Source organism: Streptomyces sp. NPDC127117, from assembly GCF_042677325.1.
In the GTDB taxonomy this organism is placed as follows: Bacteria; Actinomycetota; Actinomycetes; order Streptomycetales; family Streptomycetaceae; genus Streptomyces.
This window is the reverse complement of the sequence record NZ_JBHXTM010000050.1, coordinates 1-16,874: the sequence shown is the minus strand read 5'-3', so window position 1 is coordinate 16,874 and position 16,874 is coordinate 1. Positions and strand designations below refer to the sequence as shown.

Here is a 16,874-nt window from a genome sequence, read left to right as displayed (position 1 = left end):
GACGGAAGTTGTGACCCTTCCGGCTGTTCCTCCGGGGCGTCTGCGAGACCCACGGGACCTGCGAGTTTGAAGCTACCGGACCCCTTGTCACCAGGTCCAGGGAAGATGATCGCGAATGATTCGAATGCCTTTCGGGTAGGGTCCGCGGGCAAGGCAGGTTCCACTTGCCCGGGACGCCCGTCCGGTTCCTTCGGAGGAACATACGAACGCGGGTGTCCTTTGTTGTGTCTTCGTGGAAGCGACCTGCTCCGTTTCGTGTGAAAAAATGAGCGTTATGCGTTTTCTTGAGCCCGGTACTGGTCGTTACACAGAGTCCCCCTCGGTCCCGTACGACCTCACGTACGACGATGTCTTCATGGTCCCGGGCCGTTCGGCAGTCGGTTCCCGCCAGGGTGTCGATCTTTCCGCGCCCGACGGCACCGGCACCACCATTCCCCTCGTCGTCGCGAACATGACGGCGATCGCGGGCCGCCGGATGGCCGAAACGATCGCCCGCCGCGGTGGCATCGTCGTCATCCCGCAGGACATCCCGATCGAGGTCGTCACCGACGTCATCTCCTGGGTGAAAACGCGACACCTGGTGCTCGACACCCCGATCGTGCTGGCCCCGGGCCAGACGGTCGCCGACGCCCTGTCGCTGCTGCCGAAGCGCGCGCACGGCGCGGGCGTCGTCGTCGACGAGGAGCAGCGCCCCGTCGGCGTCGTCACCGAGCACGACCTGACCGGCGTCGACCGCTTCACCCAGCTCTCCGAGGTCATGACCAAGGACCTGGTGCTGCTGGAGGCGGACATCGATCCACGCGACGCGTTCAACAAACTGGACGGCGCCAACCGCAAGCTCGCCCCCGCGGTCGACGCGGACGGCAGGCTCGTCGGCATCCTCACCCGCAAGGCCGCACTGCGCGCCACCCTCTACACCCCCGCCACCGACGCGCAGGGCAGGCTGCGGATCGCCGCCGCCGTCGGGATCAACGGCGACGTCGCGGGCAAGGCCAAGCAGCTCCTCGACGCGGGCGTCGACACGCTCGTCGTGGACACCGCCCACGGCCACCAGGAGTCCATGATCAACGCGGTCCGGGCCGTGCGCGCGCTCGACCCGCAGGTTCCGATCGTCGCCGGCAACATCGTCGCCGCCGAGGGCGTCCGCGACCTCATCGAGGCCGGCGCGGACATCATCAAGGTCGGTGTCGGCCCCGGCGCCATGTGCACCACCCGGATGATGACCGGCGTGGGCCGGCCGCAGTTCTCCGCCGTTCTGGAGTGCGCAGCCGAGGCGAAGAAGTACGGCAAGCACGTCTGGGCGGACGGCGGCGTCCGGCACCCGCGCGATGTCGCCATGGCGCTCGCCGCGGGCGCGTCCAACGTGATGATCGGTTCCTGGTTCGCCGGTACGTACGAGTCGCCCGGCGACCTCCAGCAGTCCGCCGACGGCCGCTTCTACAAGGAGTCCTTCGGCATGGCGTCCGCGCGCGCCGTGAAGAACCGCACGTCCGACGAGTCCGCCTACGACCGGGCCCGCAAGGCGCTCTTCGAGGAGGGCATCTCCACCTCGCGGATGTTCCTCGACCCGGCCAGGCCGGGCGTCGAGGACCTGATCGACTCGATCATCGCGGGCGTCCGCTCCTCCTGCACCTACGCCGGTGCGGCCTCCCTGGCGGAGTTCGCCGAGAAGGCGGTCGTCGGGGTGCAGAGCGCCGCCGGCTACGCCGAGGGCAAGCCGCTGCACGCCAGCTGGAGCTGATCCCCCAGGATGACCTCGGTGCCCCTCCCGGCCGCTGCGGCCCGGAGGGGCACCGGTGTTTCCGGGTGGCCGCGAGGGCCCGCGCGGATGTCCGGTTCCAGCCGTTCGAAGGCTCCCTCACCCGCTTCAACCCCATTGAAATATAAGTAACATGAAGCGCAATCAGCTGCCCGTTCCTCCGTGGTAAGGGAACTCATGTCCTTCTTCACCGACCTGGCCCATCAGTACATCGACGGAGAGTGGAGGCCGGGCAAGGGGTCCTGGGACATCATCGACTTCAACCCGTACAACGGGGAGAAGCTCGCCTCGATCACGGTTGCCACGGCCGACGAGGTCGACCAGGCGTACCGGTCCGCGCAGGACGCCCAGCGGGCCTGGGGCGAGACCAACCCGTACGCCCGGCGCGCGGTGCTGGAGCGGGCGCTGCGGATCGTCGAGGAGCGCGAGTCCGAGATCGGTGACGCCATCGTCGCGGAGCTGGGCGGCACCCGGCTGAAGGCGGCCTTCGAGCTGCACCTCGCCAAGGAGTTCCTGCGGGAGTCGGTCCAGCTCGCGCTGCGCCCCTCCGGGCAGATCCTGCCCTCGCCGACCGAGGGCAAGGAGAACCGGGTCTACCGGGTGCCCGTCGGCGTCGTCGGTGTCATCAGCCCCTTCAACTTCCCGTTCCTGCTGTCCCTGAAGTCGGTCGCCCCCGCCCTCGCGCTCGGCAACGCGGTGGTGCTCAAGCCGCACCAGAACACCCCGGTCTGCGGCGGCACGCTGGTGGCGAAGGTGTTCGAGGAGGCCGGGCTGCCGGCCGGCCTGCTGAACGTCGTGGTCACCGACATCGCCGAGATCGGCGACGCCCTGCTGGAGCACCCCGTGCCGCAGGTCATCTCCTTCACCGGCTCGGACAAGGTGGGACGGCACGTCGCCACGGTGTGCGCGGCGAACCTCAAGAGCGCCGTGCTCGAACTCGGCGGCAACAGCGCGCTGATCGTCCTCGACGACGCCGATCTCGACTACGCCGTGGACGCGGCCGTCTTCAGCCGGTATGTGCACCAGGGCCAGGTCTGCATGGCCGCCAACCGGATCCTGGTCGACCGGGCGGTGGAGCGGGAGTTCACCGAGAAGTTCGTCGCCAAGGTCGCCTCGCTCAAGGTCGGCGACCCGGCCGAGCCGGACACCGTGATCGGCCCGCTGATCAACTCCTCGCAGGCCGAGGCCATTTCCTCGCTCGTCGACCAGACCGTCGCGGCCGGTGCGACGGCCCTGCTGCACGGCAGCGCCGACGGCAATCTGGTGAGCCCGTCCGTGCTGACCGGGCTGGCCGCCGATTCCCCCGTACTCTCCCAGGAGATCTTCGGCCCGGTCGCACTGCTCATCCCGTTCGACGGCGAGGACGAGGCGGTCCGGATCGCCAACGACACTCCGTACGGCCTGAGCGGCGCGGTGCACACCGGCGACATCGAGCGCGGTGTACGGGTCGGGCAGCGCATCCACACCGGCATGATCCACATCAACGACGGCACGGTCCACGACGAGCCGATCGTCCCCTTCGGTGGCGAGAAGAGCTCCGGCCTCGGCCGGCTGAACGGCGACTCGATGATCGAGGCCTTCACCACCCAGAAGTGGATCTCCGTGCAGCACGGCCGTTCGCGGTTCCCGTTCTGACCGGTCGCACACCGCCGTGAGCGCGCCCGGGCGGGCGCGCCATGGTCTACTTCGGGGGCGGCCCGCGCCGCCCCCGACACCGGCCATCGCAGAGAAGTGAACCGCCCGACGTGCGCCTGAACGACCTCGACGAACGCATCGTCCACGCCCTCGCCGAAGACGCCCGGCGCTCCTACGCGGACATCGGCGCGATGATCGGCCTGTCCGCGCCCGCCGTGAAACGCCGGGTGGACCGGCTCCGCGCCGAGGGCGCCATCACCGGCTTCACGGTCCGGGTCGACCCGGCGGCGCTCGGCTGGGAGACCGAGGGGTTCATCGAGATCTACTGCAGCCGCAACACCTCGCCGGAGGCGATCAGGCGGGGGCTCGCGCGCTATCCGGAGATCGCCTCGGCCTCCACGGTGACCGGGGAGGCCGACGCGATCGTGCAGGTCTTCGCCGCCGACATGCGCCACTTCGAGCAAGTGCTGGAGCGGATCGCGGGCGAGCCGTACGTGGAGCGGACGAAGTCCGTACTGGTGCTGTCGCCGCTGCTGCGGCGGTACTCGTCGGGCGCGCCGGAGTAGGGTCCGCGCCCCGAGCCGTATGAGACCCAGGTCACCCTTTTGACCTGCGAAGACGCCCCACGCAATGAATCGCCGCCGACGGCCTTTCGCGCGCAATGGATCGACGGTGCACGCGCAACGCTCGCGCCTTGTCCGGCACGAGCGGCGGACCGTACCGTCGATACGTCCCCGCCAGCCCGCACCGTCCGAGGTCAGCCATGCCGCCGTTGCGTACCGCCCTGCTCCAGAACTCCGGACGTCCCGGGCACGTGGCCGAGAACATCGAGGTGCTCGACGGCGCGGCGCGGCGTGCGGCCGACGCCGGGGCCCGGCTCCTGGTCTGCCCCGAACTGTTCCTGACCGGCTACGCGATCGGGGCCGAGGTGCCCCGGCTGGCCGAGCCGGCCGACGGGCCGTCCGCCCTGGCCGTGGGTGAGATCGCCGCCCGGCACCGACTCGCCGTCCTCTACGGCTACCCGGAGCGCGCCGGCGAGCGGATCTTCAACGCCGCACAGCTCATCGGCCCGGACGGAGCACCGCTCGCCAACTACCGCAAGACCCATCTCTTCGGCTCCTTCGAGCACGAGTGGTTCACCCCCGGCGAGCAGACCGTGGTCCAGGCCGAACTGGACGGCGTACGCATCGGGATCATGATCTGCTACGACGTCGAGTTCCCGGAGAACGTCCGCGCCCACGCCCTCGCGGGCACCGATCTGCTGCTGGTGCCCACCGCGCAGATGCACCCCTTCCAGTTCGTCGCCGAGTCCCTCGTACCGGTCCGCGCCTTCGAGAACCAGATGTACGTGGCGTACGTCAACAGGACCGGTCAGGAGGGCGAGTTCGAGTTCGTCGGGCTGAGCTGCCTGGCCGGTCCCGACGGCGCCGTCCGCAGTCGCGCCGGGCGCGGAAAGGAACTGGTCGTCGGTGAGGTGGACCCCGCGCTGCTGAGCGCCTCGCGGACCGCCAACCCGTATCTGCACGACCGCCGCCCCGGCCTGTACGGCTCCCTCGTCTGAGCCCGCCCCACCGTTCCACTGTCTTTCGCGCAAGGAGTCCGTACCCCATGACGTCCACGGTGCCCAACGCCGTCCAGCACACCGACGCCGCCGAGCCGATCACCATGTTCGGACCGGACTTCCCCTACGCGTACGACGACTACCTGGCGCACCCCGCCGGCATCGGGCAGATACCGGCGACCGAGCACGGCACCGAGGTCGCCGTCATCGGCGGCGGGCTCTCCGGCATCGTCGCCGCGTACGAGCTGATGAAGATGGGGCTCAAGCCCGTCGTCTACGAGGCGGACGAGATCGGCGGCCGGCTGCGCACCGTCGGCTTCGACGGCTGCGACCCGCAGCTCACCGCCGAGATGGGCGCGATGCGGTTCCCGCCGTCCTCCACCGCGCTCCAGCACTACATCGACCTGGTCGGCCTGGAGACGAAGCCGTTCCCCAACCCGCTCTCCCCGGCCACCCCCTCGACCGTCGTCGACCTCAAGGGCGAGTCCCACTACGCGCGGACCATCGACGACCTGCCGCAGGTCTACCGCGATGTGATGGACGCCTGGAACCGGTGCCTGGAGGAGGGCGCGGACTTCTCCGACATGAACCGCGCGATGCGTGAGCGCGATGTGCCGCGCATCCGGGAGATCTGGTCGAAGCTCGTCCAGAAGCTCGACAACCAGACCTTCTACGGATTCCTCTGCGACTCCGACGCCTTCAAGTCGTTCCGGCACCGGGAGATCTTCGGCCAGGTCGGCTTCGGCACCGGCGGCTGGGACACCGACTTCCCCAACTCCATCCTGGAGATCCTCCGCGTCGTCTACACCGAGGCGGACGACCACCACCGGGGCATCGTCGGCGGCAGCCAGCAGCTCCCGCTGCGGCTCTGGGACCGCGAACCCGAGAAGATCGTCCACTGGCCGCTCGGCACGTCGCTGTCCTCGCTGCACGACGGCGAACCGCGCCCCGCCGTGACCCGGCTGAACCGCACCGCCGGCAACCGGATCACCGTCACCGACGCCACCGGCGACATCCGTACCTACCCGGCCGCGATCTTCACCGGGCAGTCCTGGCTGCTGCTCTCGAAGATCGACTGCGACGACGCGCTCTTCCCGATCGACCACTGGACGGCGATGGAGCGCACCCACTACATGGAGTCGTCCAAGCTCTTCGTCCCCGTCGACCGGCCGTTCTGGCTCGACAAGGACGAGGCCACGGGGCGGGAGGCCATGTCGATGACGCTCACCGACCGGATGACCCGGGGGACGTACCTGCTGGACGACGGCCCCGACAAGCCCGCCGTCATCTGCCTCTCGTACACCTGGTGCGACGACAGCCTGAAGTGGCTGCCGCTCTCCCCGAACGAGCGCATGGACGTCATGCTCAAGTCGCTCGGCGAGATCTACCCGGACGTCGACATCAGGAAGCACATCATCGGCAACCCGGTCACGGTCTCCTGGGAGAACGAGCCCTGGTTCATGGGCGCGTTCAAGGCCAACCTGCCGGGCCACTACCGCTACCAGCGGCGGCTGTTCACCCACTTCATGCAGGACCGGCTGCCCGCCGACCGCCGGGGGCTGTTCCTCGCGGGCGACGACATCTCCTGGACGGCCGGATGGGCCGAGGGCGCCGTGCAGACCGCGCTCAACGCCGTCTGGGGTGTGATGACCCGGTTCGGCGGCGCGACCGATGCGACGAACCCCGGCCCGGGCGATGTCTTCGACGACATCGCCCCGGTCGAACTCCCGGAGGACTGAGCCTCGTTACGCGGGCCGGCAGACGCTGCGCTGCCGGCCGAGGCCAGAGATCTCGACCTCCATCACATCGTCCGGGCCCAGGTAGGGGAAGCGGCCGGACAGCGCCACGCCCTGCGGGGTGCCGGTGTTGATGATGTCGCCGGGCTCCAGCACCAGGTACTGCGACAGGTGGTGCACCAGATGCGCCACGCTGAAGATCATGTCCGCGGTGGAGGAGTCCTGGCGGGGCTCACCGTTGACGAAGCTGCGCAGCCGCAGCTGCTGCGGGTCGCCGACCTCGTCGGCCGTCACCAGCACCGGGCCCAGCGGGTTGAACGTGGCGCAGCTCTTGCCCTTGGACCACTGCCCGCCCGACTCCTCCAGCTGGAAGGCCCGTTCGGACACGTCGTTGCTGACGGCGTAGCCCGCGATGTGCGCGGCGGCGTCGGCGGGGGAGGCCAGGTAGGAGGCGCGGCGGCCGATGACCACGGCCAGCTCCACCTCCCAGTCCGTCTTCTTCGAGCCGCGCGGGATCAGCACGTCGTCGTACGGGCCGACGACGGTGTTCGGCGACTTGTAGAAGAGGATCGGCTGCTCGGGCGGCTCGGCCCCCGACTCCGCCGCGTGGGCCGCGTAGTTCTGCCCGATGCAGAGCAGCGCGGACGGCCGGGCCACCGGGGCGCCGATCCGCTGACCGGTGATGTCGGTCTCCGGGAGCACCGGCTCGGCGGGCACCAGGTGCGGGTTGTCGGCGAGTGCGGCGAGGAACGCGCCGTCGATGTCCTCGGTGACGCCGGACAGGTCGTAGTGACGGCCCTCGGGGCAGACGAGGACCGGGCGCTCGTGGCCCGGCTCGCCGATGCGCATCAGTCGCATGAAGTGAAATCTCCTGAACGGTACGGGGGTTGAGGGCTCGGCGAGCCCTTAGTGCAGACGGGCGAGGGCGTCGGCGGTGACGGCGTGGACCGGGGGTCGCCCGGCGAGCAGCCGCAGCACCTCGTTGACGGCGCTGGTGCCCAGCCGCTGCCGGCACTCGACGCTGCCCGCCGCCTGGTGCGGGGTGAGCAGCACGTTCGGCAGCGAACGGAAGGGGTGGCCGACGGGCAGCGGTTCGGCGTCGAAGACATCGATCGCCGCGTCCAGCCGGCCCGAGGCCAGTTCGGAGAGGAGCGCGTCCTCGTCCACCAGCCACGACCTGGCCGTGTTCACCAGACCCGCCCCGTCCGGCATCAGCGCCAGCTGCTCGGCGCCGATCATCCGGTGGGTCTCCTCGGTGACCGGCGCGTGCACGGCCACGATCCTGCTGCGCGAGAGCAGCGTTTCGAGGGGTACGGACTCCACCCCGAGCGCCTCGGCGTCCGCGGCGGACAGATACGGGTCGGTGACGCTCACCCGCGCGCCCATCGCCCGCACCAGGGCGATGTAGGCGCGCCCGGTGCGGGAGGCGCCGACCACGCCGACGTCACAGCCGTGGATCTCGTGGCGCGGCGGGGCCTCGCTCGCCGCCGCCCACTCCAGCCCGCCGCGCAGCGCGTGGTCGAAGCGCTGGATGCGGTGGAGCAGCGAGAGCGTGAAGGCCAGGGCCACCTCGGCGACCGGGCGGGCCATCTCGTCACCGGCCTGGGTGACCAGGATGCCCCGCCGGAACACCTCCTCGGTGACATAGGGCGCGACCGCCGAACCGGTGTGCGCCACCAGCTCCAGCCGGTCGGCCGAGGCGAGCAGCCCGGCATCCACCTTGGGCGCCCGCCACGAGGTGATCAGCGCACGGGCGCCGGGCAGCGCGGCCGCGACCGCCGCCCGGTCGGAGTGGTCGTCGATGACGACCGGGTCGGCCGACCGTTCGAGCTCCCGCCACACCTCGGCGGTGAAGAACTGGCCGCGCAGGCCCGGCGGTACGGCGACGACCACCCGGGAGCGATCGGCAGGATCAGGAGAGCCAGGCATCGAGGTGCTCCGCAACGAAGGCGTCATCGGTCAGCCAAGGGTAGGCCGCGGCCACCCGGCTGATCTCCTCGGCCTGCCCGGGGGAGAGCGTCTCGGCCGGGTCCAGGCACCGGATGTTCGCCAACAGGCCCTGGCGGCGCAGCACTTCGTGAACACCGGCGATGCAGCCGCGGAACGCGCCGCGCACATCGAAGACCGCGCTGTTGGCATCGGTCAGCTCCGGACGCCGGGCCAGGCAGCGCACCATCGCCTCGTGGTCCCCGCCGCGGGCCCTTCGGACATCGTCCAGGAGCGTCACGGCGGAGCCGGTCCACACGGCCCACTGGCCGAGCAGCCCGCCCGCGAACCAGCGCGGCCGGCCGGCCGCCGTCTCGTACGGGGTGAGCAGATCACCGATGATGTCGTCGTCGTTGCCGGTGTACAGCGCCACCTCGTCGGCCCGGTCGGCGGCGGCCACGGCGCGTACGACATCGGCGGTGCGGTAGCGGTCGAACGGGGCGATCTTCACCGCGGCCGTGTTCGGCAGATCGGTGAACGAGGACCAGAAGTGCGGCGACAGATAGCGTCCGCCGACGGCCTCCTGGAGGTAGAAGCCGATCACCGGCAGCACCTCGCCGACCGCCCGCGCCCGCTCCAGCAGGCCCTTCTCGTCCGCGCCGGGCACGGCCGGGCTGAGCAGCACCGCGTCGTAGCCGAGCCCGGCGGCGGTCTCCGCCTCCGCCACGGCCTGGGCCGTGTACCCACAGGCACCGGCGACCTTGATGAACGGGCGGCCGGCCTCGGCGTCGATCGTCTCGGCGGCGAGTTCCAGCACCGGCCGGAACAGGCCGACCTCCGGCTCGCGGATCTCGAACTGGGTGGTGTGCACGGCGACGGCGACACCGCCCGCGCCCGAGGCCAGGTAGTAGCGGGTCAGCGCACGCTGCCGGCGCTCGTCGAAGGAGCCGTCGTCGTGCAGGGCGAGCGGGTGCGCGGGGATCACGGCACCCTGGGCGAGCGCGTCCAGGGCAGGGGTCGACGCGAGGGAGGGAGTGGACATGGAGTGGATCAGAACCTTCCGTCACGGACCTGGAACTTGGTGGGCTTGCCGGACAGCGGCAGCCCGCGGCGCAGCCAGTCGGCCTGCCACTCGACGAGGGTGCGCAGCGCGACGTCCGGATACCCGAACAGCGCGTGGCAGCGGCTCGCGTCGGAGAGCAACGCGGTGGGAGCCTCCTCGCCGGCGAACACCGGCTCCTTGCCGAACTCCTCGCCGAACCACCGGGCGATGCGGCGCACCGAAGCGGTCTCGGGGCCGGTGAGGTTGATGGTGAACGCCTCGCCGTCGGTGGCGTGCAGCAGTGAGCGCAGCGCGACCTCGTTGGCGTACCCCTGCCACACCACATTGGCATGACCGGTCGTCACATCGACGGGCTCGCCGGCCTGTACGCGGTACGCGATGTCGGCGAGGACGCCGTAGCGCAGGTCGACCGCGTAGTTGAGGCGGATGTTGGCGACCTTGGTGCCGCGGGTCAGTGCGGCGTGGCCGAAGATCCGCTCCCGGCCCAGGCAGGACATGGCGTACTCGCCGACCGGGCCGACCGGGTCGCTCTCGGTGCAGCCGCCGGAGGAGACCGGCACCAGCGGGTACACATTGCCGGTGGAGAACGCGGCGATCCGCGCTCCCGACCAGCGGCGCGCAACCCGGTCCGGCATCGCGGCGTTCACCGCCCAGGCGTGCGAAGGGGCCCCGGCGGAGCCGAATTTGGCGCCGACCATGAAGACGACGTTCCCGGCGTCCGGCAGTTCGGCCAGGTCGGCGGCCGGGTCCATCAGGTCGAAGGCCACGGTGGAGACCCCGGCGGCCTCCAGCTCGTCGGCGGCGGACTTGTCGGACCAGCGGGAGACCGCGTACACGGTCACGTCGTCGCGGCCCGCGGCGTCCAGCGCCCGGCGGGCCAGTCGGCACAGGCTGGGGCCCATCTTGCCGCCCGCTCCGAGCACCAGCAGATCGCCTTCGAGGCGGCCGAGATCGGCGACGAGCGCGGGGGAGGGGGTGGCGAGCCGCTCTTCGAGCGCGGCCTCATCGGTGAACATTCGTAGCTATCCCTTGATTCCGGACGCGGTGACGCCCTCGGTGAAGTAGCGCTGGCCCACCATGTACGCGGCGAAGATGGGCACGAACGCGATGACGGAGCCGGAGAGCACCACGTTGAGCGGCACGTTCTGCTGCTGGAGCGAGGCGATGCCGACGGTGAGGGTGCGCATGTCGGTGGACTGGCCGATGACCAGCGGCCACAGGAAGTCGTTCCAGTGCCACAGGAAGACGAAGACGCCGAGCGTGGCCAGGATCGGCTTCAGCAGCGGCAGCACGATCCGGTAGAAGATCTGCCACTCGTTGCAGCCGTCCAGCCGGGCCGCCTCGAAGAGTTCGTCCGGCAGTCCCTGGATGAACTGCCGCATCAGGAACACCGCCTGGGCGTTGGCCAGGGTCGGCACGATCAGACCCCAGTACGTGTCCACGCCGCCCAGCTTCGCGATCATCGCGAACGTCGGGATCATCGTGACGTGGTACGGGACCATCACCATCGACAGGAACGACCAGAACATGGTCTCCCGGCCCGGGAAGCGCTTCTTGGCGAACGCGTACCCGGCGAGCGAGGCGAGCAGCAGCACGCCGACGACCGAGACGACCGAGTAGACCAGCGTGTTGACCAGCCAGCGCGGAACGTCCTGGGCGTTCATGACGGTGTCGTACGCCTCGCCGGTCAGCGGCCACGGCAGCAGGCTGCCGGGGAACTCGACCGCCGCGGACGGCTTCAGGGAGAGCACGACCATCGCGTAGAACGGGAAGATCGTCACGATCGCCGCCACCGTCAGCAGCGCGGCGCGCCCGATCCGGCCGGCCCGGCTGGGCCGCATGCCGTGCGGGACGGTGTCCTGCTCCGAGAGCTTGCGCAGCTTGCGTTCGGCGCGGCGGGTGGCCCGGTCGGGGGGCGCCGGGGCCTCGGGCGCGGGCGGGGTCTCGGTCTGGGCGGGTGCTGCGGTCATGGTCACTGGTCCTTCCCGATCACGAGCCGCTGGATCACCGCGACCACCACGGTCAGCGCGAAGAGCGCGACGCCGATGGCGGAGGCGTAACCCAGGTCGAAGTACTTGAAGCCCGCGTCGTAGAGCTGGAAGACGAGCGTGTAGCTGGCGTTGGCGGGGCCGCCGCCGGTCATCGTGTAGACCGCGTCGAAGACCTGGAACGACGCCGTCGTCTCGATCACGGCGAGGAAGAACAGGGCGGGCTTGAGCTGCGGCAGCACGATGTACCGGAACCGCTGCCAGGGGCCCGCGCCGTCGGTGAGCGCGGCTTCCTCCAGCTCCCGGGGGATGTCCTGCATCCGGGCCAGCAGGATGAGCATCCCGTACCCGAAGCGGGACCAGACGCCGACGATCGCGAGCGCGGGCAGCACCAGCACGTCGTCGGAGAGCCAGGAACCCTCGGACATCCCGAACCAGCTCATCAGGGTGGACCACGGTCCGCCGGTCGAGAAGATCCAGACGAAGACGGTGGCGGCCAGCACCAGCGAGGTGACGACCGGCAGGAAGAACACCGAACGGAAGAACTTGGCGCCGCGGAACGCGCGGCGGGTGATCAGTGCCAGCGACACCGAGGCGATGAGCGTGCCCGGCACGGCGAGCACGGTGTAGAGGACCGTGACCTTCAGCGCCTGCCAGAACAGCGGGTCGTCCCAGAGGCGGGTGAAGTTGTCCAGCCCGATGAAGCTGCCGCCGCCCGTGAGGGAGTAGTCGGTGAAGCTCATCAGCACACCGGCGATGCCCGGACCGAACCGGAACGCCAGGAAGAGCAGGAAACACGGAAGGACGAAGAGCAGGCCGATCCGGGCCTCGCGGCGCGCCTGCGGCCCGCTGCGACGGCCCCGGCGGGTTGGTTCCGCGACGACTGCCACGGGGATCTCCTTGCGGTACGGGGGAATTGCGGGGGTTCGGGGGGAGTGCCCCCGGGGAGGGAGCGGTGCCCGGGTCGGGGTGCGGCCGGACCCGGGCACCGCGCCCGGTCAGCGGCCGAGCATCGCCTGCGCGGCCTTCTGTGCGGCGTTCAGCGCCTCCTGCGGGCTCTTCTTGCCCAGCAGCGCCGCCTGGATCTCCGGCGCGAGCACGCCCTGGACCTCACGGGCCTTGTCCTGGAGCGGGCCCACGGTCATGCTCGGCAGCGTCGCGCCGACCGCCGTCTGCAGGGCGTCGCCCGGGTACAGGTCGCCGCCGGACTTGCGGGCCGGGAAGTAGCCCGCGCCCTTCTGCAGGCCGGCCGCGTTCTTCGACTCGGCGACGAAGTTCAGCCAGTCACCGGTGTTCTTCTTGTCGGCGCCCTTCAGCATCGACAGCGCGCCGACCGTGCCGTAGCCGACCGACTTCGCGTCCTTCAGCGGCGGCTGGACGACGATGTTCTCCTTGCCCCAGAACGGCTCGACGTCCGCCGGGGTGTTCTGCCAGGTGCAGGCGACCTTGCCCTTGGCGGTCGGGGTCTGCTCCAGCTTCGGAGTGGTGGTGACCAGGTCCTTGTCGGTGTAACCGCCCTCGACCAGCTTCTTCAGGTACGTCAGCGCCTTCACACCGGCCGCGTCGTTGAACGTGACGTTCTTGCCGTCCTCGGAGAAGACGTCGCCGCCGGCCTGCCACAGCAGCGGGTAGAAGGTCATGTTCAGGGTCTGCTGGGTGTCACCGCTGTAGCTGGTGGCGTAGTAGCCCTTCGCCTTCAGCTTCGGCGCCAGCGCCTCCAGGTCCGCCCAGCTCGTCGGGTAGGTCTTCTCGCCGATCGCGGCGAACACCCGCTTGTCGCAGATCAGCGGGTTGGCGCTGGTCAGCACCGGGGTGCCGAGCGCCTTGCCGTCGACCGTGACGGACTTCAGCGCGAAGTCGGTGTAGTCCGACTTGGCGTCGGCCGGCATGTAGTCGTCGGCCGGGACGATGCTCTTGGCGTACTTGGGCAGCTGGTCCGGGATCAGGTAGACCGCGTCCGGGCCCTTGCCGGAGGCGATCGCGGTGGCCAGCGCGGTGTCGCGGTTGGCCCACGGGAAGGTCTCCACCTTCACCTTGACGCCCTTGTGCTCCTTCTCGAACGCCTTGACCAGGCCGTCCCAGTACGCCTTGTTCTTGGCCTCGTCGAAGATGACCGGGTAGGTCCACATGGTGACGGTGTTGTCGTCGCTGCCGCTGCCGGAACAGCCGGCCAGCACTCCGGCGGCGAGCGCGGTGGCCACCACGGGGGCTGCCACGGCGCGGACTCTGGAACGGCGGGTGAGGAGACGGGACATGAGGTGGTCCTCCGAGGACGTGAGGGTGGGGCGGGAAGAAGTCACTGCGCCGGGACCGTCTGGACGGTGCCGGTGTGCCGGGCACGTTCGGCGGCGAACGCCGCGAGATGACTGCCGAGCGAGGTGGCGGGACCGGAGCGGACCGCCCCGGCGTCACCCGTGGCGACGGCGGTGACGAACGCCTCGACGAGCGCGGCGTCCCCGCCGCCGTGCCCGTCGGCCGCGTTCGAACCGGACGCGCCGAGTTCATGGACGGTGGTCTCGCCGGTCCGGAAGTCCTGCACCGTGACCCGCTCGCCGTCCCCGATCAGCCAGCCGTGCGAGCCGAAGATCCGGGTCTGGCGGTGCGTCTGCTCGGTGAACGCCACCATCTGGAAGGTCGCGGTCACCCCGTCCGTGAGCTGCATCGCGAGGACCTGGTGGTCGACCACGTCGTTGTCGCTCCGGTACGCGCAGACGCCGTACGGGCCCTCGCGCAGCGCAGTGACGAGACCGGCCTCGTCGGTCGCCTCGGTGACATGGGTGACCGGCCAGACCGCGCCCTTCTCGCGCAGCGTCGGCATGTAGAGCTTCAGCGCGCTGTAGGGGCAGTCGGACTCGACCGCGCAGTCGAGGCAGCGCTCGGCGGACCCGGCCGGCGCGTTCTCCGGCCGGAAGTGCTTCAGCCCGCCGAAGCTGGACACCCGCTCGATCCGGCCGCCCATCACATACGTGATCCAGTCCAGGTCGTGGCAGGACTTGGCGAGCAGCATCGGGGAGGAGTCCTTCTCGCTGCGCCACGGCCCGCGCACATAGCTGTGCGCGTAGTGCCACCAGCCGACCGGCTCCAGATGGTCGAGGGAGACCAGCTGACCGAGCACCCCGGAGTCCACGACCTCCTTCACCAGGTCGGTGTACGGGGTGTACCGCATGACGTGGCACACCGCGAACAGGACTCCGGCCCGCTCCACACCCTCGACGATCCGCCGGGTCTCCTCCTCGGTCGGGGCGAGGGGCTTCTCGGCGAGGATCGCGTAGCCGGCCTCGGCCAGTGCCAGCACCGGCTCCACATGGAAGCGGTCCTGGGTGGCGACGACGACGGCGTCGGCGATGCGGTTGTCGACCAGCGGCCGCCAGTCGTCGAACTCGACGGGTGCGCCGGCGGCGGCCCGCGCCGCGGGGCGCGGATCGGCGACGGCGACGAGCTCGGCGCGCTCGGGGTGCGCCTTGATCCACTCGGCGTACGTCAGACCGCGGTTGCCGGCGCCGACGAGCGCGACCCGTACGGGCCGGCCGGTGATCGGGGTATGCGTGGACACGGGAATCCCTGGTGCTCGATGGGCGTGGTGGTCAGATGCGCAGCGTGGCCGCGGTGTGGGCGACGCGGTCGCCCTCGTCCGGCAGCGCGGTGCGTTCGGTGCCGTCCTCGACGCAGCCGGTGTGCAGCAGATGGCTGTCGCCGGTGAACGCCGCGGGCCGCAGTTCGAGCCGGCCGCCGGTGAAGGTGGAGCCGGTGGCCCGGTAGCGGTTGGGGCCCTCGGTGACCAGCACATGGGCGGTGCCCTTGGGCGCGGTCGAGTCGAGGCCGGTGAGCTGCCAGTCGACGGTCCGTCCGGAGCCGGTACGGGCGAGCAGGGCGCCGTCCTTGTTGGTGCCGCTCAGCCGTGTTCCGTCGATGCGCAGTCGCTGGTCCTTCGCCGAGGTCAGCTTCAGTCCGGTGTCCCGGAGTTCGCCGCCCAGCACGGTGACCTCGGAGTGCGCGAGCGAGACCGGGGCGGTGTCCTTGGAGCCGGTCAGCGTGCACTGGTCCAGGGTGAGCGGACCGGTGCCGTTGAACACCGCGCCGTCGACGCCCTTCAGAGTGGAGCGCTGAAGGCTGAGCGGGGCGCTGACGTTGGCCTGGGTGATCTCCGCGCCCGCCGCGAACGCGAACGAGGAGTCGGCGATCACATTGGGCCGGGCGGAGAGGTCCGAGGCCCGGGAGACGATCAGTGGACCGGTGGCCGTACAGCCGCGCATCTGCACACCGTCGGCGTTGACCCAGAGCATTCCGGAGCCTGCGAGGGACTTCTTGCCGACGACCAGGACGTCCTCCAGGGTCAGATCGGTGATCTTGACCCGGGCCACGAACCAGGAGCAGGCGTGCCGGCGTACGGTGATCCGCTTGGCCCTGCCGCCCCAGGCCGCGCCGGAGTTGGCGAAGGTCATCAGACCGGAGTTGCCGGTGTAGACGAGGTCGTGCTCGAACTGACCGTGCGTCACGAACGGGCCCTCGTCGTCACCGTCGCCGTGGCAGTTGGTGACATAGCAGTAGGCGGAGGCCGTGAAGTCGTTGAGGTGACGGGCGTTGGAGGTGTGACAGTCCTCGACGTGCCCGTACAGGCAGTAGATCTGCTGGGTGAGGTAGCCGGCGCCGCCGTAGGTGACGGACTTCGGGTTGGTCAGCGAGCACTGCTCGGTGCGGTAGTACGTGCACCAGCGGCGCATCACCACCGGCCAGAAGGTGCCGATGGCCTCGATGCCGGAGACGTCGCAGCGCACCGCGTACTCGTAGGCGACCGGGTGCGAGCCGGTCATCTCGTCCTCGCCCCAGCCCTCGAAGACCATGTTGCGGACGTGGGCGCGGTCGACGGGCTCGACGCGGGTCCAGGTCAGGGTGCGGCCGGCGGCCAGATCCCAGCCGATCTGGTAGTTGACCCGGATGTGCGTGGAGTCGACGACATCGGTGACCTGGACGAGCCGCTGGATCTCCTTCTCGTACTTCCCGGCCAGGGCGTTGATCTCCACGGCCCACCACTGGCCCACGGCGAACTTCGACGAGTCTCCGACCTCGAAGAGGTCGCAGAGGTCCGGCATCGCGGCGCTCAGGGTGTGTTCGACGGTGGTGTCGGTGACGGTGCCGCGGAAGGAGAGGACGGCGCCGAAGGGGTTGTCGTGGGTGTTCTTCTCGATGCCTTCGGTGCGTATGCGGT

At 70.2% G+C, this 16,874-nt stretch carries 14 protein-coding genes; 5 read left to right on the top strand and 9 right to left on the bottom strand.

The features are described 5' to 3' along the window. Window positions 1-274 precede the first annotated feature (274 nt). From ACFVH0_RS32040 to ACFVH0_RS32020, 5 genes are all read left to right on the top strand, one after another. Complete coding sequence (locus tag ACFVH0_RS32040) at window positions 275-1,741, top strand: GuaB1 family IMP dehydrogenase-related protein (protein WP_385825960.1); 1,467 nt, start codon at window positions 275-277, stop codon at window positions 1,739-1,741. Between the two features lie 195 nt (window positions 1,742-1,936). Next, entirely contained in the window at window positions 1,937-3,394 is a 1,458-nt protein-coding gene (locus ACFVH0_RS32035; RefSeq protein ID WP_385825958.1) for an aldehyde dehydrogenase family protein, read from the top strand. Between the two features lie 110 nt (window positions 3,395-3,504). Then, window positions 3,505-3,960: an Lrp/AsnC family transcriptional regulator gene (locus ACFVH0_RS32030; RefSeq protein ID WP_385825956.1), complete on the top strand. Its 456-nt coding sequence runs from the start codon at window positions 3,505-3,507 to the stop codon at window positions 3,958-3,960. Between the two features lie 197 nt (window positions 3,961-4,157). Beyond that, the gene (locus tag ACFVH0_RS32025) at window positions 4,158-4,955 is read left to right on the top strand and encodes a carbon-nitrogen hydrolase family protein (protein ID WP_385825954.1); all 798 of its coding nucleotides are present in this window, start codon (window positions 4,158-4,160) and stop codon (window positions 4,953-4,955) included. Window positions 4,956-5,002: 47 nt separating this feature from the next. Continuing rightward, entirely contained in the window at window positions 5,003-6,694 is a 1,692-nt protein-coding gene (locus ACFVH0_RS32020; protein WP_385825952.1) for a flavin monoamine oxidase family protein, read from the top strand. 6 nt (window positions 6,695-6,700) lie between these two features. Here the strand turns inward: ACFVH0_RS32020 and ACFVH0_RS32015 are convergent, their stop codons facing one another. From ACFVH0_RS32015 to ACFVH0_RS31975, 9 genes are all read right to left on the bottom strand, one after another. Continuing rightward, a complete protein-coding gene (locus ACFVH0_RS32015) occupies window positions 6,701-7,549 on the bottom strand; it encodes a fumarylacetoacetate hydrolase family protein (RefSeq protein ID WP_385825950.1) in 849 nt (282 codons plus the stop codon). Between the two features lie 48 nt (window positions 7,550-7,597). Further along, window positions 7,598-8,620 (bottom strand): hydroxyacid dehydrogenase, encoded by a 1,023-nt coding sequence (locus ACFVH0_RS32010; protein ID WP_385825948.1) that lies wholly within the window; start codon window positions 8,618-8,620, stop codon window positions 7,598-7,600. Next, on the bottom strand, window positions 8,604-9,659 hold the full coding sequence (locus ACFVH0_RS32005) for a dihydrodipicolinate synthase family protein (RefSeq protein ID WP_385825946.1): 1,056 nt from the start codon (window positions 9,657-9,659) through the stop codon (window positions 8,604-8,606). Before ACFVH0_RS32005 ends, ACFVH0_RS32010 begins: the two co-directional genes overlap by 17 nt. A gap of 8 nt (window positions 9,660-9,667) precedes the next feature. Continuing rightward, window positions 9,668-10,696: an NAD-dependent epimerase/dehydratase family protein gene (locus ACFVH0_RS32000; protein ID WP_385825944.1), complete on the bottom strand. Its 1,029-nt coding sequence runs from the start codon at window positions 10,694-10,696 to the stop codon at window positions 9,668-9,670. Window positions 10,697-10,702: 6 nt separating this feature from the next. After that, a complete protein-coding gene (locus tag ACFVH0_RS31995; protein WP_385825942.1) occupies window positions 10,703-11,650 on the bottom strand; it encodes a carbohydrate ABC transporter permease in 948 nt (315 codons plus the stop codon). A gap of 2 nt (window positions 11,651-11,652) precedes the next feature. After that, window positions 11,653-12,558 carry a carbohydrate ABC transporter permease gene (locus ACFVH0_RS31990; protein WP_093541011.1) on the bottom strand — a complete coding sequence of 302 codons (906 nt, stop codon included), beginning with the start codon at window positions 12,556-12,558 and terminating at the stop codon, window positions 11,653-11,655. Between the two features lie 108 nt (window positions 12,559-12,666). Beyond that, window positions 12,667-13,884 carry an ABC transporter substrate-binding protein gene (locus ACFVH0_RS31985; protein ID WP_385825940.1) on the bottom strand — a complete coding sequence of 406 codons (1,218 nt, stop codon included), beginning with the start codon at window positions 13,882-13,884 and terminating at the stop codon, window positions 12,667-12,669. Between the two features lie 80 nt (window positions 13,885-13,964). Beyond that, window positions 13,965-15,221 (bottom strand): Gfo/Idh/MocA family protein, encoded by a 1,257-nt coding sequence (locus ACFVH0_RS31980; RefSeq protein ID WP_385825938.1) that lies wholly within the window; start codon window positions 15,219-15,221, stop codon window positions 13,965-13,967. Between the two features lie 31 nt (window positions 15,222-15,252). Then, window positions 15,253-16,874 (bottom strand): peptidase C14 (locus tag ACFVH0_RS31975; protein ID WP_385825936.1); only part of this gene is annotated, 1,622 nt, incomplete at its 5' end.